A 21,356-nucleotide genomic window follows, 5' to 3' on the forward strand; every position below is an offset into this window, starting at 1 on the left:
CATCGCCATGCATTGCAGGCTCAGCCTTCTGACGAATGCATCGACACGTCGCCGACGACCACGCCCCTCAGCCCCTCCCGCAACGCCGTCACGTTGTCTGCCCCGTTCAGTTGCTCGAACTCCCGTTGCGCCTCCTGCCAGAGAGGGGCCGCCCTGTCGTGCAGGCGCCGCCCTTCCTCGGTAAGCTCGATCAGGCGGCTTCGGCCGTCCGTGGGCGACGGCTTGATCGTGACGAAGCCGTCGCGTTCCAGGAAGCCAACCATTTTCCCCATCGCGGTTCGTTCGATATCGAGCCGTTCGGCAAGGGCGTTGACCGGGGTACTTCCCACCTCGTTCAGGGCGGCCAGCGTGAGGAATTGCGTGATGCGCAGGCCCGCGGGCTCGAGATGGCTATCGTAGAGTCGGGAGATCTGCCTGCTCGCCTTCCTCACGGCGAAGCAGTTGCATTGATCGATTCCAAGCGGCTGGTTGACCGGCAACATCTGTTCTACTCCTGATTTCGGTTGATCGCGCAAACGCCAAGCGTACGTCACGCGAAGGTGCAGCGGTATCTTTCGATGAAAACCGGCAGCGGTGGCGTACGACGATCCACGCACCGCATGTCTCGCCGCCGCGCCCGCCCCGTGTCATCTGCGGCATTCAAAGCCCTGCCGGCGGCGTGATGTAGCCGGGTATCTCGGCCGCAAGCGTACGCTTCAGCAACGCGGTCCCCTTGTCGGCCATCACCTCGCTCTTGCCGAGGGCGAGCGCGTCGTAAGTCTGTCGCACAACGTCCTCCGGGCTGGCCTTGGGCACGTCGATGCCGTGGGTCAGGTCGGTATCCACGAACCCGACGTGCAGGCCGAGAACCTGGATGCCACGCTCGTGCAGAGACAGGCGAAGCTGGTTCGTGTAACTCCACGCGGCGGCCTTCGACGCAGCATACGGCGCCAGATAGGGCCGCGGAAGCCACACGATGTCGGACAGCACGTTGATGATGGCGGCATGCGGCTGGGCCGCCAAAATCGGCTCGAAGGCCTGTGTGACGCGCACCACGCCGTAGTAGTTCGTATCGAACATGCGGGCGGATTGCGCTTCCATGTCGGCCGCCAGCGGCCCGTCGATCAGCGCGGCAATCCCCGCGTTGTTGACCAGCAGCGTCGTATCGGCCGCCAGTTTCGCGGCCTCGGCGATCGACGCCGGATCCGTGACATCGATCCTGACCGGCACGACGCCCGGCTCGTCGAAACCACTCGTGTTGCGCATGCCCGCATAGACTTTCGCCGCCCCGCGACGACGCGCCTCTCGCGCAAAAGCCAGACCCAGACCGCGATTGGCACCGGTGATGAAGACGGTGGCGTTCTTGATATCCATCACATGCTCCTGTTTCAAAAGCCGCTTGCCGGGTGCGAGTCGACTCTCGCCGCCGGCCTGCGCGTGCCCGGTTCAAAGAAAGAGGTTTTCCGGCAAATGCTTCGAGAGCGCCCCACGCAGATGGGTGGCGAGCGTCAGTACGGCGCCAAGCGGGCTCATCCGCACGCTGACGCGCGGCACCGATCCGTCGGCGTTGCGATCGACGACAACGACCGCGCTCAACTTCTCGCCGCTCGTCAGGACAGCCTCGTATTCCAGAAAAAGCCGCGAGCCGACGGTTTGAAGAAACGTGGGCGTCTGGGACGCGTAGAAGGTTCCGACGGCGTCGACGGCGAGCCGGATGTCGTCGCGTCCGATGACGGGACCACGCAACACCGAACTGATCAGTTCCGCATCGGCCGTCAGATCGTCGAGAAACGGGTGACGCTCGTCTTGATTGAGTGACATGTTCAACCCTCGATTCGTTTTATGGATGGGTTCACGCGAATGCGGACCGATTCCTGGCGACAAACGCCTGGACCGACAGCGGCGGCGTCCCGGTGATTGTCTCGACGACATCGTTGGTGCCCGAGAAAATGCCGTCGCGGTAGTTCTGCGCGACCTCGACCAGATGCTGCGTGAGGAACGGCGGAAACTTGTAAAGGTTTTCCATCTTGATTCGGAATTCATCGATGGAAGTCGGCGCGTATTCGATCCGGGTGCCGAGCACCTCGCTCATCGCGGCCGCGATCTCGACATGGTTCATCTCGACGGGGCCGTGGAGCGTGTAGACCTTGCCCTCGTGACCTGCGGGGTTGGCGAGGAGATGCGCGATGACGCGCCCCTGATCGTCGGAAGCGATCGGCGCGTGACGGCCGTTGCCAAACGGAAATTCGATCTTCCCCGTGGCCCGGATTTCCTTTGCAAAATGCGGATAGACGAGCCAATCGGCGAAGAAGGTTGGGCGCAAATGCGTCGTCGCCACACCTGACCAATCAAAGACCCGTTCGGAAACCCAGTGATCCTGTGCCGCGTGGCTCGCCGACTCACGGCGCGCGGAAATCTGCGACATGTTGACGATCGCCGAGACGCCCGCTTCCTTGGCTGCCTGCGCGAAATAGGCCGCTGCCCCGATGATTCCCGGCGCGATCGGATAAAGGAAATAGGCCGACCGGATACCTTCCATCGCTGCCCGGATGGCGTCGATGTCGGTGAAGTCCCCGACCGCGATATCGACACCGCGCCGCCGCAGCGCGGCCGCCCGGTCGTCATCCGTGCGCACATATGCCCGCACGCGCTTGCCCAGCTTGAGCAGTTCGTCAATGGCAAACCCTCCGGTCCGCCCGGTTGCACCACTCACAAGAATCTCGGCTTCGTTCATCGCTTCGCTCCGTTCGAAAATGAGAGCATATGCTCCCTTGAGGCAAAGATAGGAGCATGTGCTCGTATTGTCAAGTTTTTCTGGTTGCGTGCATGCGGAGGAACGCCAGGCGCGATTCAGCCGGCGGCATTGCGGGGGCGCGCGCACAGCTTGAAATGGTCGAACGGGGTCTGCCGGTGTGATCTGGTCCTATCTTTGACCACGGAGGGGATCGTCGCACGCCCGCTTCGGCCGATACGGCGACGACGAGAATCCATCGTCTGACGGCCACTCCCGGGTGAATTTCAGGAGGCAGCCGACCCGGCTCGCACGAAGTGATGCTCCACCCTCGTGCGCAGCACGCCCTCGAGCGCGGCCAGTCGTTCACGCAGTCGAACCGCTTGCCCTTCCGTCATTGCCCCCAGAACGATCTTTTGCTCGAGCACGTCACCGCAGCGGGTGATGGCCCAACGGTCGACCGTGGCGGTTTCGCCTTCGAGCACGGCAGCCGCGGTCGAGACGATGCCCGGATTCCGTCTCGACACGAGATGAACCGTATGCGTCAGCGTGAAACCAGGGAGGTAGTGTGACCAGTCTTCACAGACTGCGGGGCGGAAGGCAGAGGTATCTTGACGCATGGTTGCTCCGGATGAGTGGTTATCGAACCGGTGCCAGCCATGCTGCTCCCGCTTCGTTGCCGTAAATCGGCCGCATCGCCTCAGAGGCGTCCACCTTGCCCGGGAGGGCAGGTTGGCGTCGGAGAATCCGACTCTGGATGCTTGACTTCTTACGTTCGACATTCCGAACGTGGATTCATTATACCGAAAAACAAACATCGAACAAGAGACCTCGGAAAAGCCCTCCTTCGACCGCGCGCCCCCCGATCCGGCCCTTGTACTGCGTGAACCCCGCCCGGCACGACAACCGCTCAGACTAAAACCACACGCTGAACCGCGTCCCCGTGGCCAGCACATCGACCGTCAGTTTCCATTGATGCGCCACCGCAATCTCCTTGCAGATCGCCAACCCGAGACCGGCGCCGTCATACCTTGAATCCGGCGCCCGCCAATATCGGTCGAAGAGCAGCGGGACATGCTCCCGCTGAATGCCCGGCCCCTCGTCGTCGACGTGAATCGCCGCATCGAGTACGGTCAGCACGACCACGCCCGCCGTGGGCGACGCATTGATCGCGTTCTCGAGAATGTTCTTGAGCAGGATGAAGAGCGCCCCGCCGTCGGCCCGGATGGGCGCCGCGGAGTCGCGCGCTTCGATATGGAGCTTCACCTGCTTCGCATCGGCCTTGCCGGCCAGCAAGCCAACGGCGTCTCGCGCGACTTCGACGCTGTTCACGTCGTCGAAGCTGAAGTTCTGCGCTTCGCTGACTTCCGCCAGGTGCAGCAACTGCTTGACCTGCCGAGCCATCAGGTCGATCTCGCGAAGCAGAAGCGCCTTGTGCCGGATGTCGGGCTGCAGTTCGATCTGGCCTCTGACCAGCGTGAGCGGTGTCTGCAACTCATGCGCGGCGTCGGCCAGAAACCGCTGCTGAACGGCGAAGCCATTCTCGAGTCGCGTCAACGCATCGTTGAACGCATCGATCAGCGGCTTGATCTCGCTCGGAATCCCGTCCGACGACAGTCGCGTCTTCAGGTTGTGCGGCTCGATTCCGCTCGCGGCACGCGATACCTCTCGCAACGGCTTCAACACGTGGCTGATCGTCAGTGGAAGCGTCAGCCCGAAAATGATGGTCGCGATGAGCAGCACATAGCCGACGGTCTTCGGGATCGGCTCGATCTTCGACACGACAAGCGCGTCCATAAGCTGCCTGCTTTGCGCAACCTGCACGTAATAATCGACGCCTCCTTTCGACATGCGTCGTGTGGCGACGGCATATACGTTGCCGTCGATCGTGGCGGGCACCACCTTGCCCGCCGCCTTCGCGAGGTCTTCCGTCAGCCACGGCCGGCCCCCGTTCGAAGGCGTCGACGCCAGCAACAGCCGCCCCGTCGAATCGAGCACGCGATACTTCACCTCGCTCGGCAAGAGCCGGAACATCAGCGCCGGACGGCCGTCCAGTTGCACGGCTACCAGACGCCCGGCGTCGTCGAAGCTCAATCCGGTCACGACGTGGCCGACGATCTCCATCTGCTGTCGCCGCCCCAGGAACGCCGGATAGCGATCGAGGGCATACACGGCGAGCGCAGACAGCAGCGCCAGGCTGATGGCGAACGCCCCGACGTTGGTCATCCACAGACGCGTCGACAGGCGTCGAATCCAATGATCGAACATGGTCGCTTCCTTACCCTGAAGCTGAAGCGGCAACGAGCAAGACGCGGCGCAGCGTCATGCGTCCCGCAGCGCGAATCCGGCACCGCGAATATTGGTCAGCCGCGTCGTTGCGCCGATCGCCGCCAGCTTCTTGCGCAAGCGATGCACGGTCACCTCGAGCGCGTTCGGCGTGACCGCCTCCCCGAGCCCCCACGCGGCATGCTCGAGTATCGAATGCCGTACCGTCCGGCCCGCGGCTTCCATCAGGCACAGCATGACCTGCAACTCGGCCGGCGCAAGCGGTATCGTCCGGTCGCCACAGCACATCGCGCGCTGAGGCGGGTCGACCGTCACGTCCGCGAACGATGCGACGAGCGTCGTCAGCAGCGCCGGGCGCCGCATCAGCGTGCGTACGCGGGCGACGAGTTCGCTCATTTCGAACGGCTTGGTCACATAGTCGTCGGCCCCGCTTTCGAGTCCGTCGATGCGGTCGTGCAACGCATCGCGTGCGGTCAGCATCAGGCAAGGCATCATGCGCCCCGCCGCGCGCAGCGTCCGCAAGAACGCCAGGCCATCGCCGTCGGGCAATCCGCGGTCGACGATCAGCAGTGCGTAGTCGGCCCGGTCGACACCGTAGGCGGCTTCACGGAGATTGCCGAAGCGGTCGGATTCGATCCCCGCTGCGGCCAACGCCTGGCTCAACATGTCGGCCAGGCGCTCATGATCCTCGACAATCGCAACTCTCGGCATCGCCGCTCTCACTTGAACCGGTACATGTAGCCCACTCTTGCCTCGGGAACGAACCGTCTTCCAACGATCGGGCTGTCGGTGATGGCGTCGCCGAGACGCGACACGCCGACGTCCAGAAATATCGTCTGCTGCTTCGTCGGCCGGAAGTCGATACGCGTGCCGGCCGACACGTTCACCGTCGAACCCGCACTGTAGGCGGCACGATCGGCGCGCGCCTCCGATGGTCGCACGCCGTAATAGTAGTCGACGTATTTGTTGCTCAGCCATTCCGCGCCGACATGCGGCGTGATCGAGAACTGGCCGAAAGCAAATGCCTTCTCGAAGCCGATTTTCGCGCGCTCGCCCTTGTTTCCGCCGAACAGGAAAGTGCCCGATAGCGTACCGAACCCGGTGCCCCATGACAGTGCAGGCCCGTACCAGAGTGCGCCCTTGCGATTTTCCATGCCGTTCAGGATCGGTGCGTCGGAGCCTTTGTATCCGTCGAACAGCGAGAACTGGCCGCGAAGCGCGACACTGACGCCGCTCCAGCTCCCGATTTTCAGATCGGCGGTAGTACCGATGACCTGTACCCATTTGTTGTCGAAATAGACCAGCGGAAACGGCAGCACGCGGGTGCTGTCGCCCTTGTAGGTCGATGGCTCGAAGCCGACGCCGGCACCCAGTCCCCAATGCGTCACATTCGTCGCGTTGTTGAGGATGGTCAGCCCCGAATTATCGGGATCGGGCGGGATCATGCCGTCGTCCGCCCAGGCGGAAGCGGACGCAAATGCGAATGAAGCGGCAAGCAGCAGTAACGGACGTTCGCGGCGGAAGGCTGTTTTCACAATCATTTTCCTGGAGTCGACGATCGAAACGGGGGCTACTGTAGGACCAGTCGACTTACCGCTCACTTACCAGGAAAATATCGTCGTGCCGCAAATCCTGCGACGCATATCGGTGACGGAGAATATCGACGCAGGGCGAGCATGGGTCGCCCTGCGCGCTTGAGGAACGGGTGCCACGCCCCGTCAAAACACCGTATGCAACCCCACCCGCGCCACCGTCTGGCTCGCGGAACTCGACGCCCCGTTCGGATCCAGCACGCCGTTGACCTGCGCATTCGCGCCGTTGTTCGCACGCTGATAATCCGCCGACACGTACACCATCGTCCGCTTCGAGAACAGGTACTGAAGCGCCACGCTGAGCTGATGCGCGTGGTTGTTGTTCACCGCTTCATTGCCCTTCATGTACATGTACTTCGCACCGAGCACGACATCGGGCCTCACGTGCCACAGCCCGCCCGCTTCGGCCATCCACACGCCGGCATCGTTGAACGAGTTGTGTACGGTGGTCATCAACGCGTTCGCCGTCACGACACCGAAGTCGTAATGCATCCCGATGCCCCAGTTGCGCACGCTGGTGGAGGGCACGCCGGGCGCGGGGCCATACTTCTCGTTCGTGTAGGCCGCGCCCACGCCGAACGGCCCCGTCTCGTAGTTCAGCCCTGCGCTGACCGCATTGTCCGCCCCGACCGACCCGGCCACCCCACCAAACGCATACATCGCGCCACCGGAAAAGCCCGATACCGTCGGCGAACTGTACTTGACGGAATTCGCGATCGGTTTGCTACCCGCCGTACGGTCCCAATCGAATGCACCGGTCGGATTTCCCGGAAGCGCGAGACGCTGGAACGGGCCATTGCGAAAGCCGTACAGCCCCGAGATATCCCGCGAAATCGCGTTGTTCTTCGAAAACAGCGAATCCACCATGAAGTCATACTGATTGCCCAGCGTGATGCTGCCGAACCGGTTGCTTTCGAGGCCCACGTACGCATTGCGCCCGAAAATCCCCGTGCCGATGATCGCGCCGTTCGCCATCGAGAACTGGTTCACGAGCGCGAAGATCGCGCGATATCCGCCCCCGAGATCTTCCGTGCCGCGAAAGCCGAAGAGGTTGGGCGCGAATATGCCGTCGTCGAACTTGACGTTCTTTCCGCCGCCCTCGTTGCTGACATAAGAGACGCCCGCGTCGATCAGCCCGAACATCGTCACGCTGCTCTGCGCCCATGCGCCCTGCGCCACGGCGAGAATCGCCACTGCTCCAAACCTGAGTTTCATTTTGTCTCCGTCTTTTTTATGAAAAAGCGACGCCACCACCCGCTACGTGGCAGGTGCTCGCTCGGTACCGCACAAGGAATCGCCGTCATTCAGGTGTCGATTACCAGACACCCGAAATATGATTAGCTTTACTGATCGAAAAACACGATGGCCGTCGCATTGAACAGCCCCGCTCGCCCTTCATCAAAACACCGGAATCAAGCGCCTCGATAGACGACCCACGCGGCGGTATCCACGTCGACCGCCACGGCCTCCAGCGCCGAGCCCGAGCAAGGCCCGTCGATACACACGCCGTCGTCGAACCGGAACAGCGCGCTGTGATGGGCGCACATCAATACCTGAGACCGGTAGCAGGAAACGCTCCCCGGCACGAAATCGAGCGGCACCGAGAAATGCGGGCAACGATTCACATAAGCCCACACCTGCTCACCGCGTCTCACGACGATGACGGGACGCCCGATGCATGCTTCGTCGACGACCCGCGCGCCGCCGTCGGGCACATCGGCAAACCGGCAGAGTTGTCGGGCGTCCATGATTCACACTCTCTGCTCGGGGTTGCCGAGGCTCCAGTCCCACGGACGCACTTCCACGTGCGAGAACAATCCTTCCTTCACATACGGATCGTTGCCGATGAACTGCATCACCGCCTGAATGTCGTCCGCCTCCACGACGAGCAGCGTGCCGTTCATCGCGTCGCCGTGCGGGTCCAGCGTCGGGCCGCCGAGCCGCACCACCACGCCGTGCTGGTCGGCCGAGCGCAGGTACGTCCGGTGAATCGGCCGCACGCGATCGCGCACGTCGCGCATGCCCGGCTGGTCCGTCGCAAACACCGCAAAAAATCTTGCCATGGCGGTCAGCTCCGATTGACGACGAACGCATGATGAAGCCGCGCGAGGCGCTGCATCGGCGCACGCAAGCGCGGGCTCGGCATGCCGTCGAAGCGGGCGACAACCGGCTCGGCCGGCGTGGCCTCACCGTCATGGTGGTCAAGGCTCATGGTTGTCTCCGTTGGCGCATGCAGCCGCTCATTGCGGCGCACGCCCTTCCCATGCGCGCTGAAGCAGCGCGCGAATCGCCTCACGCTCGATCGGCCGCGGATTCGCATACGGGTTGCGGCACGCGAGATCGGCCGCTTCGTCGAGGCCGGCCTCCGGCATTCCGATATCGGCGAGCGCCGGCGCGATGCCGAGCCGTGCGTTCAGCGCGAACAGCAGCGGGCCGGCTTCGGCCGCGTCGTTCCCGCCCAGCGCGCGCGCCACGCGGCGCAGCGCATCGGGCGCGGCAGCGTGGTTGTAGTGCGCGGTATGCGGCAGCATCGCCGCATGCGTCTGCGCGTGCGGCAGGTTGAAGGTGCCGCCAAGCGTGTGGCACAGCTTGTGATGCAGCGCCATGCCGACCGCGCCCAGGCAAGTACCCGCGAGCCACGCGCCGTACAGCGCGCGGCTGCGCGCGTCGCGGTTCGCCGGATCGCGCACGACCACGGGCAGCGCTTCGCCGAGCGCGCGGATCGATTCTTCCGCCATCAGGCTGATCACCGGGTTCGCATCTTCCGCGTACAGCGCCTCGACAGCATGCGCCATCGCATTGATGCCCGATGCCGCGGAAATGTCCGGCGGCAACGACAACGTCAGCGACGGGTCGTAGAGCACCGTGCGCGGCAGCACGCGCGCGTCGCGCCCGGTGCGCTTCAGCCGGCCTTCCGTGAGCCCGAAGATCGGCGTCATCTCCGAGCCCGCGTACGTCGTCGGCACGGCCAGGATCGGCAGCACCGATTCGAGCGCAATCGCCTTGCCCAGCCCGATCGTCGACCCGCCGCCGATCGCGACGCAGCAGTCCGCGTCCAGTTCGCCGGCCATCTCGCGCGCCGCGTGCGCGACTTCGATCGGCACGTGCATGACCGCCTGCGCGCAGATGCCGGCCGCACGCTCGCCCAGGATCGCCGCCACACGCTCGGCGAGCGGCCGCTGCTCGGGCGTGGACAGGATCAGCGCGCGGCGGGCGCCGAGCGTCGACAGCTCGTCCGGCAGCCTCGCGAGCGCGCCCCATTCGAACACCACGCGGGACGGCGTGCCCTGATAAACGAAGCGATCCATGGCGAACCTCAGCGCTTGAAGTGCGGCGGCACGTTGCCGTCGACGTTGACCCACACCGACCGTGCCTCGGTATAGTCGTGCATCGCCTCGAAGCCCATCTCGCGGCCGTAGCCCGACTGGCCGACGCCGCCGAACGGGCTGCCCGGATTGACGCGCTTGTAGCAGTTGATCCAGCACATGCCCGCGTTGATCTGCGACGCCATCTTGTGTGCGCGGGAAAGATCCTTCGTCCACAGGCCGCTGCCCAGCCCGTATTCGGTCGCGTTCGCGATGGCCAGCGCTTCGTCGTCGCTGCCGAAACGCAGCACCGTGACGAACGGGCCGAACACCTCTTCCTGTGCAATACGGTCGGTCGCGCTCCTGGCCTCGATGACCGTCGGGCGCACGTAGTAGCCGTTGGCGAGCGCCGGGTCCTGCGGCGCGCTGCCGCCGGTGAGCACGCGGCCGCCCTGCTCGCGCGCGACATCGACGAACGCCAGCACGCGATCGAGGTGCTGCTTCGACGTCAGCGGCCCCATCTCGGTGTTCGCATCGAGCGGATCGCCGATGCGAATCGACGACGCGAGCGCCACGAAGCGTTCGAGGAACGCATCCGCGATGCGCTCGTGCAGCACGAGACGCGATCCGGCGATGCACGCCTGCCCCTGGTTGTGGAAGATCGCCCACGCGGCGCCGTTGATGGCCGCGTCGAGATCGGCATCGTCGAACACGATGTTGGCGCCCTTGCCGCCCAGTTCGAGCTGCACGCGCTTCAGGTTGCCCTGCGACGCTTCGACGATCCGGCGGCCGGTGGCCGTCGATCCCGTGAACGCGATCTTGCCGACGCCCGGATGGTCGGCGAGCCGCTGGCCGGCCGTGTGCCCATAGCCGGGGACGATGTTGACGACACCCGCGGGGAACCCGACCTCGGCCATCAGCTCGACGATGCGCAGCGTCGACAGCGGCGTGATTTCCGAAGGCTTGAGCACCACCGTGTTGCCGGCCGCGAGCGCCGGGCCCATCTTCCAGCTCGTGAACATCAGCGGAAAATTCCACGGCACGATCTGGCCGACGACCCCGATCGGCGCGCGCTGCACGTAGTTCAGGAAGCCGGTCTCGACAGGAATCACCGAGCCTTGCAGCTTGTCGGCCATGCCGCCGAAGTAGCGGAAGCACGCGGCCGTGCGCGGCACGTCGAGCGCACGCGAGTCGCGGATCGGGTGGCCGGTGTCCAGCGATTCGAGCTGCGCCAGCTCCTCCGCGTTGGCCTCGATCGCATCAGCCAAGCGCAGCAGCAAGCGGCCGCGTTCGGCAGCCGGCAGCGCCGACCATTTGGGGAACGCGCGCGTCGCGGCTTCGACGGCCAGGTCGACGTCCGCCGCGGTGGCGGCCGCGATCTTCGTGATGACGGAGCCGTCGTGCGGGTTCAGCACGTCGATCGTGCCGCGGTCGACGGCGTCAACGAAGCGCCCGTCGATGAAGAGTTGGGTTTGCATGAATCGTCCTCGGTGGATGGCGTGAAGCGCAAGCGGAAACCGGCGCGCCGCTCAGAACGCGATCGGATACGGCGCGAGCTCGCCGCTCTCGTAGCGCTGCGGCAGGTTCGGTGTCGCGTTTTCCCAGACCAGCAGCATCGACCGCTTCGTGGAATAGCCCTGGTGCCGGATGTCGGCGGGCATCGCGCAGATGTCGCCGGCGCGCATCGTCACGCGCGCGCGCGGCGCGCCGGTGTTCTTGTCGCCGATGTCCCACACGATTTCGTCGGACAGTTGCAGGAACCATTCGACGCGGTCGTTGCCATGGAACACCGGCAGGATGAATTCCTCGGTGGTCGGGCAGAACAGGCTGCGCCCGCACACCGACGTGACCGACGGATTCCACGTCACGTCCGAGCGCGACAGGTACTTGAAGAGGTTGAACGCGTGCAGCTCGCCTTCGAAGCCCGGCTCGACGTGCACTTCCGGTTCGTCCTGCGCGACGTCGAGGAACGCGCGGTTGACCGGCAGGTCGTCGCGCAGCGGCGAATCGCCTTCGAGGCCCGGCATGCGGCGCGTCGCGATCCGCGTGCGCTCGATCGCCGCGCCGTTCTCGCCGTGCTTGCGCCCGAACGCGGTGCCGGTTTCCTCGGGCGCGGCGAACGGATCGAAGCCTTCGTTCGTCCAGTCGTGCAGCATCGCCTTGAAGGTCGCCATGATCGTGGGCGTGTCGAAGGTCTCGGTGTAGTCCACGCCCGCGTCCTTCAGGATGCCGTTGAAGGTGCCCGCATACATGTCCACCTTGCCGTAGTGATTGCGCGTGCCGAACACGTGGTCGAAGTTCACCCAGCCGTAGAAGAAACCCCATGCCACGTCGCGCATCATCGCGCGCAGGAACGCGTCCGCCGGCATCGCGTGCGTGCGGGTCTGGCCTTTCGCGGGCCAGCTGATCTTCACGAAATATTCGTCGCGCTGGAATTCGAATGCGCCGAGCTGGAAGCGGCGGTAGCCGGTAACGGCATCGGCCTCGGTGGCTTGCACCAGATCGGCGGCGAAGCCTGCGGAAGTATCGAGGGTGTCGAGGGTGGCCATAACGTGTCTCCTGAAAGTGTCGAATGAGGTCGGACGAATCAGTGCAGGCAGATGTCGGCCCACTTCTCCACGGACAGCTCGCCGAGGATGGTCTGCACGAGTGCGACGCCCGGCCGGCTGGCCGTAAAGCGATATGCACAGCCGGCCGGCAGCAGCGCCTGATGGCCCTGGCGCAATACGACGTAGCCCATCTTGCGGCCGGCCGGTTGCGTGCCGGCATTCACGGTGCCGCGCCCCGCCTGCGGCGGCGTATCGAGCTTGATGAATTCGATCCGCACTTCGCCGTCCATCTGGATCACGAACTCGTCGTGCGCGCACGCGAACCACGGCGACTGGCCGTCGGTTCGCAGCACTTCGATCACGTATTCGAGATTCTTGCCGGCGACGACCTTTTCGTAAGGGGCCGACTTCGATGCGACCTCGAAGACATTCGAGAACGCGTAGTGTTGAGCGCTGCCGCTGGTGATTTCGATCTCGCCTTTCTTGTAGCTGTGGAGCGAGCCAAAGACGGTGTGGAATGCCGTGTCGGTCATTTCTGTCTCCTGAGTTGAACCGCTTGTTGGATTCCACTCTAGGGGCAAGGCCCACCCGCAACAAGGCACGGGACGGCGACTACGGCATTTGCGTTTCGCGAATAATCCGCGCGCTTCACCGCACCCAGCCACGCTCCAGAAGGGGAACATCCCACGGCGATTCGTCGCCGATGGTTTCCGCGAGGAATTCGACCAGCGCCTTCACTTTCAACGCCTGTCGCTGCGTGGCGGGATAAACCGCGGCAAAGCTCAGCGGCGCGAGCTGGAAGTCGGTGAGGATCGGCACCAGCCGGCCGGCGACGAGCGCCTCGCTCGCCACGAGCGTGGGCAGGCACACGACGCCGCCGCCCGACAGCGCGTACTCGCGCAGCAGGTGCACGGAGTTCGAGCGGATCATGCCCGGCAGCTCCATTTCGACGACTTCGTCGCCGCGCGTCATCGTCCAGCGGTTGCGCGACGGATAGCCCGAATAAAGCGCGGTGGTGTGCTGCAGCAAGTCGCGCGGATGTTGTGGCGCACCATGCGCGTCGAGGTACGCAGGCGACGCACAGAAGAGGCGCCTGACGGTGAACAGCCGCCGTTCGATCAGCGACTCGGAAATCGGCGGAAAAATCTGGAACGCGATGTCGAACCCTTCTTCGACGGGGTCCACGACACGGTCATTGACGATGACGTCGAGCTGGATGCCCGGATAGCGCCGGTTGAACTCCATCAGCGGCGCGCCGAAGTGATCGAGCGCGAAACCGGGCAGCATCTGGATGCGCAGCCGGCCGGTCGGAGTCGCGCGCAGCTCGCGCATCTGATCGGTCAGCTCGTTGACGCGCCCCACCACCTCCGCGCACTCGCGATAAAACGCCTCGCCCACTTCGGACAGGCGCACGTGGCGCGTGCTGCGATGGAACAGCGGCGCGTTGACGAACTTCTCGAGCTGCTGGATGCGGTTCGTCACGACCGAGCTGGTCACGCCAAGCTGCCGCGCCGCCTCGGCGAAGCTGCTCGCCTCCGCCACCCGGACGAATGCCTCGATGCTCAGAAACCGGTCCATACCGCGCCCTTTTTCGACAGCGAAACCGGCAGTCTACCCGTGCGGATCACGCGCTGTGTCATGCGGGAGGCGTCACTCTGTCACCCAATCGATGTCAATCGCCGATGACGCCGGCCCGCGCATGCGCCGCCCTGCCGCTGTATTGCCTTACCGCGATTGCTCGCCCGCCGCCAGTTCGGGTTGCGCGGCCGCCATGCGACGCTGCAGCACGGCCGGCGCGGTTTCCTTCAGCAGCAGGCTGACCACGATACCCAGCATGACCGCGCACATCGGCAGCCACAGAATGTTCTGGATGCCAAAGTGTGCGGCGACGTAGCCGCCCATCGCCGGCGCGATGCCGCCGCCGAAGATCTCGCCGACCCCGACCACCACGCCGATCGACGTCGACACGAGCCCGATGGGCGCGGCCTCGGTCGCCACCGGGCCGGACAGCAGCGACACCAGCCCGAGCGTGAAGAACGACGCGACGAACAGCACGCCGAACAGTACGACCGGCTGCGGGCCAAGGCCGCGGAAAATGTAGAGCATCACGGCCGTCCCCGCGAAGCCGACGATGCTCGCGACGCGGCGGCCGACCAGGTCGGACAGGCCCGGCAAGCCGAACTGCCCGAGAAAACCGCCGAAACCGATCGCCGACACGACGAGGCCCATCTTTTGCGTGCCGAGCGCCAGGTAGTCGGTCAGGTACAGCGGCAACAGCGCGCCGAGCACGAATACGCCGGTCATCGCGCAGCACAACGCGGCCATCGCGACGAGGATGTTGCGGCTCTTGAGCACGTGGCCGAGCGATGCCGGCGCATGCTCGGACGCGACGGCCTTCGTGACCTTCGGCTCGCGGATCACGAAGAACATGATCGCGCCGAGGATCAGGCCGGGCACGGCCACCAGCGCAAAGACCCAGCGCCACGACACGAAGCCGAGCAGCTGCGTCGCGATGATCGGCGACAGCGCGAGCCCGAACAGCGCGAAGCCGCTTTGCTGCAGGCCGAGGTTCAGCCCGCGCCGCCGCGGATGCGATGCATCGGCCGTCGCGGCGAAACTCGTCGGGCAGAACGAGCCCTCCGCGACGCCCATCAGGCCGCGAATCGCCATCAGCCCGAGCAGGCCGCCCGCGAGCCCCGAGAAGCCCGACAGCAGCGAGAACGCGATGATGGCCGGAATCAGCACCTTGCGGCGGCCGATCTTGTCGGAGATGCCGCCCATCAGCGCCGCGAAGATGCCCCACGACAGGCCGAGCACGCCGATGCAGTTGCCGACGTCCTGCGCGTTCAGGTTGAGGTCCTTCATGATCGAAGGGAACAGCGGCGCGATCAGCCAGCGATCGAGGCCGACCAGCCCGAAGCCGAGCGCCAGCAGCGTGACCGCCTTCCACTCGTATGAGGTATCCCACTCGTTTGCTTTCATGTCCGTCTCCGTGGACACAGGTCCGCCTGCGCGCGCCGCAGCGCCTGCGCATGAGCCAGGTCCGATGGTTTTTGTGTGCGACGCGAATCGCGAGGAAGTGCCGGCTGGCGTTCGGGTGCGACGCGTTGGGTTCAATCAGCCGACGTCACCACGATAAGTGCACGGCCGCCAATCGGGTAGGGAACAACCGGCGAACGCGCCATTCGCGAAACGCAAATAATCGCGGGGGGTGCCGGAAATGGTCGACGGGACAGCGCGAAACGAACGGGTGCGGCGTCGAAGTGACGCGCGCTCGCGCGTCACGGGGAATTCCCTCATGGACATCGGGGCATCCGCGCACGGCGCCATTCACGCCATGCATGCGCAGCAGTCGACCGGCCGGGTAGCGGGAGGCGAAAAAACAGGGGCAAACCAAGATGCACCGGACAAGCACCGGCGCAATCCTGTTCACCTCCCTTTCCGACACCGAAATGCGCCGCAGTTCGTCCAGACATGGGATGGATCTTATTCTTCACACCTTTCATTCAATTTATTTCGACGAAAAATAAATTGATATTCGCCTACTCAGCAATAAATTCCCATTCAATACATTCAGCCCAATTACAAAACACAAATTTCAATCCATCGAAAAGAATGTCAAATACAGTCTCCCCGAAATAGAAAAACCATCTCTAAATATCAAACCATTTATCGCGACAAATAAGTTTGATACTCTCCACCGCAAATTTTCCAGAACCTTCTTTTTATTTACCTCAAAGCTCAATTCGAACCAATCCGAATTGAGAACGAAAATAACGAGATTGCGGTGATGTCGATAGAAAGTACCTTCCGAAATTTTGCGTCCGGTCTGATGGGCGGCAACAAGCGGCCTGTCGATCTCTATTTCGGGCTGGCGCAACGCACGGTCGGCCATCTGCTGGCGCTCCATCACGCCGATATTCGCGAAGGGTTGATAACGGGGATCGACGGGCACCTGACCTGCGTGTCCACCCACGCTCATCTATCGCCTGCGCTGTTTCTCGGGCTACCCGTGTCGATCCGGCTGACGACCGATCGCGGCGGCATACGAACGATCAATGCGATCGTGCGCGACGTGCGGACCGGCCAATCCGACGGTGAACTGACCGTGTACCAGTTGCACGTGTGCGACGCCCTGTCGCTGATGGACCGCCGCACGAACGCCCGCCTGTTCCGATCGTGCAACGTGATCGACATTCTGGCGACGCTGATGAATGAGTGGAAACATCGCAGCCCCGCACTCGCGCAGGCATTCGATTTCGACCTGTCGGCATTGCGGGCCGAACGCTATCCAGTACGCGAACTGACACGGCAGGTGAACGAGTCCGACGCGCGCTTCATCCGGCGTCTGCTGCGTCGGGACGGCATCACGGTATTTGCGAAGGCGGGACCGATCGGCGGGGCAAGCGACGTGCCCGACGAACGCCCGGTCCACACGCTCCTGTTTTGCGACGATCCCTATCGCCTGACGGAAGCGCCTGCCGGTACCGTCCGCGTCCATCCGCGCGATGCCGGAGTCGAACCACGCGACACGGTAACGCTCTTTGCATGCTGCCAAGGCCTGTCGCCCGGCCAAGTCAGCCGTCCATCGTGGGACTACAAGAAAGCCCGTGTAGACGAATCGACGAGCGTCACCGGCATCGATCAGGGCGAGTCGGGAAACGACCTTGCGCGCCTGCTGACCGACGTCGCGATCGACATTCCGCACGTCGGCGATTCGTGGAGCGATCACGATCGCCTCACGCACGACCGGATGCTCGCGCATCAGTTCGAAGCCGTACGCCATGAAGGCATCGGCAGCGTGCGCGACCTGCCGGTCGGTCACTGGTTCACGTTGACCGGCGACCCCGAGCTGGACATGAAGCCCGCCGATCATCGGCAGTTTGTCGTCACGTCGGTTCGGCACGATATCTGGAACAACCTGCCGAAGATGCTGGCAGGTCGCGCAAACAGGCTGTTCACGGCAAGCCGTCACCTGGCGCAAGTCGTTCCGCCGGCGCCAGACGATGCATCGGAACGAACGGACACGCGCTACGAGAACCGTTTCACGTGCGTGCGACGCGGCGTGCCGCTCACGCCTTCCTACGATCCGAGAATCGATGTGCCGCCGGTCCACCTGCTCACCGGCACGATCGTCGGCACACCGGGAGAGGAAGTGTTCTGCGATGAGGCCGGCCGCGTGCGCGTGCAGATTCACGGCTACGACCCGGTCGATCACGCCCACGCACAAGGCGCCGGAACGACCGGCCTGGCCGGCGACAGTGCGCCGATTCGCGTCGGCGCAAGCCTGGCGGGGAAACATTTCGGCGCGCTTTTCCTGCCTCGGGTCGGCATGGAGGTTTTGCTGGGCAGCCTGTCGGGAGATCCGGACCGTCTGGTGATCATCGGGATTTTGAGCAACGGTGCGAACCCACCCGCGACCTTCAGCGATACCGGTTCGCTACCCGGCAACCGTTACCTGTCCGGGATCAAGACCAAGGAAATCAAGGGCCATCGGTACAACCAGCTTCGCCTGGACGATACGCCGTCGCAAATTTCGGCGCAGTTGGCGAGCGAGCATGCGCACTCCCAACTGAATCTCGGCTATCTGACGCAGCCCCGTAACGATGGACACGGGAGCGACCGGGGTGAAGGCGCGGAACTGCGCACCGACGCCGCTGCAGCGTTGCGCGCCGCCCAGGGCATGCTGTTGACGACCTATGCGCGGTCGCACGCGACCGGTGGTCAGCTCGATCGCGACGAGCTGATCCGCTTGCTCGACCAGTGCACGGCGTTGTTCGAGTCGCTCGGCGATTACGCCGGCCAGCATGGCGGGCAATCCGCCGACACGGGCGGCCAGGACAACCTCGTCAGCGCATTCCGTCACTGGAACCCCGGCGGTTCGGAATCCCGTGCCACGGGTGACGCATCCGCGTTCATGGCGTTCGGCGCGCAAGCGGGGTCGCTGAACGTCACGCCGAAAACGCACGTCATGTATGCGGGCGAGAACATCGATCAGATTGCGCAACAACACATGCAGATCACGAGCGGCGAGCGGATCAATCTGCATGCCGGGCATGGCGTCGCGATGTTCGCGCACAGCAACGGCGTATCGGCGATCGCGAATCAGGGGAAAGTGGCCATTCAATCGCAGAACGACGACACGCAGATCGAGTCCGGAAAAAACATTCGGTTGACTGCCGCTGACGGCAAGCTTGCCGGCACGGCAAGCGACGAAGTCGTATTCGTCACGTCCGGCGGCGCGTATCTCAAGCTGCATGGCGGCGATATCGAACTGGGATGCCCCGGCAAGTTCACCGTGAAATCGAACGGTCATGCATGGGATGGCCCCGCAAGCATGAGCGTCGACTTGCCGACATTCGATCAACGTACGCTCGGCCGCGTCCCGAAGTTGGTCCGCCCAACGGACGGTAACGCGGCACCGGGGTTCGAAGGACAGGTTCGAACGGCATCGGGAACGCTGTCGGATTTGACGACCGACATGGCCGGGGAACTGCCTGAGGTCGATACCGACCGATTCGAGAGGCTGGCGGTGCAGTTCACCAAGAAGAATGTTTAACACAAGCGCAGGAGTCCGGATGATTGATTCATCTCTCGATCCTCGGCCGGAAGAGGACGCGCGCACCGACGAGCGCGCCGCGAAGGCAGATATGCCCGACGCGGCTGCGCCGCGCCCGGAGCCACCTCAGATCATCGTCGGCCGGAGCGACGGCGTCTCGATGTGGACGAAAGGCACTCGGCTGATCTGCATCAAGCAATTTCCGTTGCCCGGTATCGTGATCTTCGTGCATGGGGTGAACTCCGAAGGCGAGTGGTTCGAGGCCGCCGAGCAAGGATTGTGCGATGGCCTGAACCGCCGGCTCGGGCGGCTGGACGACCAACTGGAGTATCGCGGCATCGATGCCGGGCAACTGGTGCCCGCGAAGTACACGGAAAGCGTGACGCCGGACGGGTTTCTGAATCCGAAGCTTTGGGCCGGCGACTACATCAAGCCAGATCCGTCGTTTTCACCGGTCATTCATTTCCGGTGGGGCTATCGGGCGACAGCCGAGGAACTCAAGGAATACGGCGACAAGATTTTCCTGAACGAGAAGGACTATTGGGGCGGCGGTCCGTTCACGAACGGCTGTGCAAGCTTGCCCGATCTCTGGCAAGGCGGCCTCGACGACCGGGCGGCCGGGTGGATAACCGTGCAGGGCATCAATCCGACCAATCGGCCGCTGTATCGCGCGCCGCCCCGCGCGTATGGCGTGCTCGCGGCGTTGCGCCTTGCGAAGTTGATCGAGTCGATCCGCCGCATGCAGGCCGACGTGCCGATTACTGTCGTGTGCCATAGCCAGGGCAACATCGTGGGCCTGACGGCGGCGTTCTTCGGCGATGCGCTACCCGATGTCGCAGATCCGTGGGGGCGTAGCGGGCATTGCGTGGCAGACGCCTACGTGCTGGCGAATGCGCCGTATAGCTTGGCGCGTGCAGATGGTCCGAATCCATCCGATACGTTCATGGATACGTGGTCGCAACGCGCGACCAGGGACGGCGATGGCCGTCGCGGACGGCAGACCTACGCCGCGCGCACGAAAACGTTCGGCAAGTTTCTGTCGATCATCGGCACGCGGAAGGCCTATGAACTTTCCGCCGACAAGATCGATGAAGACATGGCGAACGAACGGGTATCGCCGACCAGCAACAAGTCTTATGCCGCACAAGACGATCGGGTACGCCACGGCCTGAACGGATCGACGTATGGTCGCGTCACCGCGTATTGCTGTCCGCACGATCAGGTGATTTCTGCGATCACGGTTCAAGGCATCGGCTGGCGCGGCATCGACAAGCACGAGCTGAACGATATCGGTGTCCCCGGCGTGCTGACGCAGCGCGTCTTTGCCTCCGGCGTCCACGTCGGCGTGCAGGAGCAATATCGGTATCGGGAAGATGACTGGCGGTATGTACAGAAGGGAGCGACGTCGGGATTCTGGTATCCGCCTTCACCGCCTGCCAAATTCAATCTCATCGGTGCACTCAAGGGAAACGAGTCCGTGTTCGGGGTGGCGGCCACGCTTGCGTCCGCACCGATCATGTTTTTCGTGACCCAGATCAGCTCGGCATTGAATATGTTCCGCGTGAACGCCAATCCGCCGGAGGGTTGGACCGTGGTGGCGGACGCGCCGGCACTCGACGAACCGTTCCCACCGAAGGCGTGGCGGTTCGGCAAGCCCATCGAAACGAAGGACGGCAATGCGACAAGCGACTTCAACGAAGGCAACGATCCGCCGGCCGCATGGCGCGACGCAAGCAAGAGCGAGGCAGACAAGCGCGCGGACGATCCCTACGACCAGTACAACGCGAAGAACGACGATAGCGTCGCGCAAGGTACTGCGGAAAGCGAAGCCGGACAGCGTTACGAGGACCGCGCGTTGATGCGGATGGAAGCGCGGCGCACGCTGAATACGGAATGGCTCGATGGCGACGGCCACGTGATCGGTGAGGACGGCAAGAGCGAAATGCCGGAGGGCTACAAGGAATGGCGCGATAAACAGATTGTCGATTGGCTCGATCGTGGCTCGACCAACAGCCCGACGAATCACTCCACGACGATGACCAATCCGGAGCATGCTGAAAAGGCGCTTGCGTACGATGTGGCGATCGGGGTTTGCTATCTGACGCCCGAGCAACTCTACGACCTGCGGATTGAGGCGGATTGGCGGATGGGAAAAGGTATTCCAGAAGATAGTTCGAACAAAAAATACTATGAATATTTCTCGCGCGGTGAAATTGACAACCTGCCTGTGCAGGAATGGGTACATATAGTGAGAAGCGAAGGAAATATGCCCGACGCGATTGTGGACGAACGTGAAGGCGAGTTCTATCTGAAGGTCGGGGGAGTGATTTGAAAATTCTAATCGTCACACGGTCG

At 63.7% G+C, this 21,356-nt stretch carries 21 protein-coding genes and 1 riboswitch; of the genes, 2 read left to right on the top strand and 19 right to left on the bottom strand.

The features are described 5' to 3' along the window. Positions 1 to 20 precede the first annotated feature (20 nt). The 19 genes from CFB34_RS01945 to CFB34_RS02035 all read right to left on the bottom strand — a co-directional run bounded on the left by CFB34_RS01945 (position 21) and on the right by CFB34_RS02035 (position 16,424). Positions 21 to 482: a MarR family winged helix-turn-helix transcriptional regulator gene (locus CFB34_RS01945; RefSeq protein ID WP_089443404.1), complete on the bottom strand. Its 462-nt coding sequence runs from the start codon at positions 480 to 482 to the stop codon at positions 21 to 23. A gap of 157 nt (positions 483 to 639) precedes the next feature. After that, positions 640 to 1,353: an SDR family oxidoreductase gene (locus CFB34_RS01950; protein ID WP_089443405.1), complete on the bottom strand. Its 714-nt coding sequence runs from the start codon at positions 1,351 to 1,353 to the stop codon at positions 640 to 642. Between the two features lie 72 nt (positions 1,354 to 1,425). Continuing rightward, a complete protein-coding gene (locus tag CFB34_RS01955; protein WP_089443467.1) occupies positions 1,426 to 1,800 on the bottom strand; it encodes a hypothetical protein in 375 nt (124 codons plus the stop codon). Positions 1,801 to 1,831: 31 nt separating this feature from the next. Continuing rightward, positions 1,832 to 2,713, bottom strand: coding sequence for an NmrA family NAD(P)-binding protein (locus CFB34_RS01960; protein ID WP_089443406.1), 882 nt, complete (start codon positions 2,711 to 2,713; stop codon positions 1,832 to 1,834). A gap of 284 nt (positions 2,714 to 2,997) precedes the next feature. Beyond that, on the bottom strand, positions 2,998 to 3,330 hold the full coding sequence (locus CFB34_RS01965) for a hypothetical protein (RefSeq protein ID WP_179243693.1): 333 nt from the start codon (positions 3,328 to 3,330) through the stop codon (positions 2,998 to 3,000). 42 nt (positions 3,331 to 3,372) lie between these two features. Further along, positions 3,373 to 3,476: riboswitch (SAM-I-IV-variant riboswitch) on the bottom strand. A 149-nt stretch (positions 3,477 to 3,625) separates the two neighbouring features. Next, positions 3,626 to 4,978 carry an ATP-binding protein gene (locus tag CFB34_RS01970; RefSeq protein WP_089443407.1) on the bottom strand — a complete coding sequence of 451 codons (1,353 nt, stop codon included), beginning with the start codon at positions 4,976 to 4,978 and terminating at the stop codon, positions 3,626 to 3,628. Positions 4,979 to 5,032: 54 nt separating this feature from the next. After that, positions 5,033 to 5,707, bottom strand: a complete 675-nt coding sequence (locus CFB34_RS01975; protein WP_089443408.1) for a response regulator transcription factor — start codon at positions 5,705 to 5,707, stop codon at positions 5,033 to 5,035. Between the two features lie 8 nt (positions 5,708 to 5,715). Next, positions 5,716 to 6,531 (bottom strand): MipA/OmpV family protein, encoded by an 816-nt coding sequence (locus tag CFB34_RS01980; RefSeq protein WP_089443468.1) that lies wholly within the window; start codon positions 6,529 to 6,531, stop codon positions 5,716 to 5,718. 183 nt (positions 6,532 to 6,714) lie between these two features. After that, complete coding sequence (locus tag CFB34_RS01985; RefSeq protein WP_089443409.1) at positions 6,715 to 7,803, bottom strand: porin; 1,089 nt, start codon at positions 7,801 to 7,803, stop codon at positions 6,715 to 6,717. A gap of 197 nt (positions 7,804 to 8,000) precedes the next feature. Further along, the gene (locus CFB34_RS01990) at positions 8,001 to 8,336 is read right to left on the bottom strand and encodes a Rieske 2Fe-2S domain-containing protein (protein WP_089443410.1); all 336 of its coding nucleotides are present in this window, start codon (positions 8,334 to 8,336) and stop codon (positions 8,001 to 8,003) included. Between the two features lie 3 nt (positions 8,337 to 8,339). After that, entirely contained in the window at positions 8,340 to 8,651 is a 312-nt protein-coding gene (locus CFB34_RS01995) for a YciI family protein (protein ID WP_046549162.1), read from the bottom strand. Between the two features lie 5 nt (positions 8,652 to 8,656). Continuing rightward, positions 8,657 to 8,800 carry a hypothetical protein gene (locus tag CFB34_RS02000; RefSeq protein ID WP_179243692.1) on the bottom strand — a complete coding sequence of 48 codons (144 nt, stop codon included), beginning with the start codon at positions 8,798 to 8,800 and terminating at the stop codon, positions 8,657 to 8,659. A 28-nt stretch (positions 8,801 to 8,828) separates the two neighbouring features. Continuing rightward, positions 8,829 to 9,896: a maleylacetate reductase gene (locus CFB34_RS02005; protein ID WP_089443411.1), complete on the bottom strand. Its 1,068-nt coding sequence runs from the start codon at positions 9,894 to 9,896 to the stop codon at positions 8,829 to 8,831. A gap of 8 nt (positions 9,897 to 9,904) precedes the next feature. Then, a complete protein-coding gene (locus CFB34_RS02010; protein ID WP_089443412.1) occupies positions 9,905 to 11,371 on the bottom strand; it encodes an aldehyde dehydrogenase family protein in 1,467 nt (488 codons plus the stop codon). Between the two features lie 51 nt (positions 11,372 to 11,422). Then, positions 11,423 to 12,442 carry a hydroxyquinol 1,2-dioxygenase gene (locus CFB34_RS02015; RefSeq protein WP_089443413.1) on the bottom strand — a complete coding sequence of 340 codons (1,020 nt, stop codon included), beginning with the start codon at positions 12,440 to 12,442 and terminating at the stop codon, positions 11,423 to 11,425. Between the two features lie 38 nt (positions 12,443 to 12,480). Continuing rightward, a complete protein-coding gene (locus CFB34_RS02020) occupies positions 12,481 to 12,975 on the bottom strand; it encodes a hydroxyquinol 1,2-dioxygenase (protein WP_089443414.1) in 495 nt (164 codons plus the stop codon). Positions 12,976 to 13,090: 115 nt separating this feature from the next. After that, a complete protein-coding gene (locus CFB34_RS02025) occupies positions 13,091 to 14,020 on the bottom strand; it encodes a LysR family transcriptional regulator (RefSeq protein WP_089443415.1) in 930 nt (309 codons plus the stop codon). A gap of 147 nt (positions 14,021 to 14,167) precedes the next feature. Continuing rightward, positions 14,168 to 15,424 carry an MFS transporter gene (locus CFB34_RS02030; RefSeq protein WP_089443416.1) on the bottom strand — a complete coding sequence of 419 codons (1,257 nt, stop codon included), beginning with the start codon at positions 15,422 to 15,424 and terminating at the stop codon, positions 14,168 to 14,170. Positions 15,425 to 16,040: 616 nt separating this feature from the next. After that, on the bottom strand, positions 16,041 to 16,424 hold the full coding sequence (locus tag CFB34_RS02035; RefSeq protein ID WP_242808647.1) for a hypothetical protein: 384 nt from the start codon (positions 16,422 to 16,424) through the stop codon (positions 16,041 to 16,043). Here CFB34_RS02035 and CFB34_RS02040 point away from each other — a divergent pair. Together CFB34_RS02040 and CFB34_RS02045 are read left to right on the top strand one after the other, a co-directional pair. Further along, on the top strand, positions 16,362 to 19,001 hold the full coding sequence (locus CFB34_RS02040; RefSeq protein WP_242808625.1) for a type VI secretion system Vgr family protein: 2,640 nt from the start codon (positions 16,362 to 16,364) through the stop codon (positions 18,999 to 19,001). The two genes, CFB34_RS02035 and CFB34_RS02040, sit on opposite strands and share 63 nt — an antisense overlap. Before the next feature lie 91 nt (positions 19,002 to 19,092). After that, the gene (locus CFB34_RS02045) at positions 19,093 to 21,333 is read left to right on the top strand and encodes a hypothetical protein (protein ID WP_089443469.1); all 2,241 of its coding nucleotides are present in this window, start codon (positions 19,093 to 19,095) and stop codon (positions 21,331 to 21,333) included. Positions 21,334 to 21,356: the final 23 nt, after the last annotated feature.

Origin of the sequence: Burkholderia sp. HI4860 (genome assembly GCF_002223045.2) — a bacterium.
Lineage (GTDB): Bacteria > Pseudomonadota > Gammaproteobacteria > Burkholderiales > Burkholderiaceae > Burkholderia.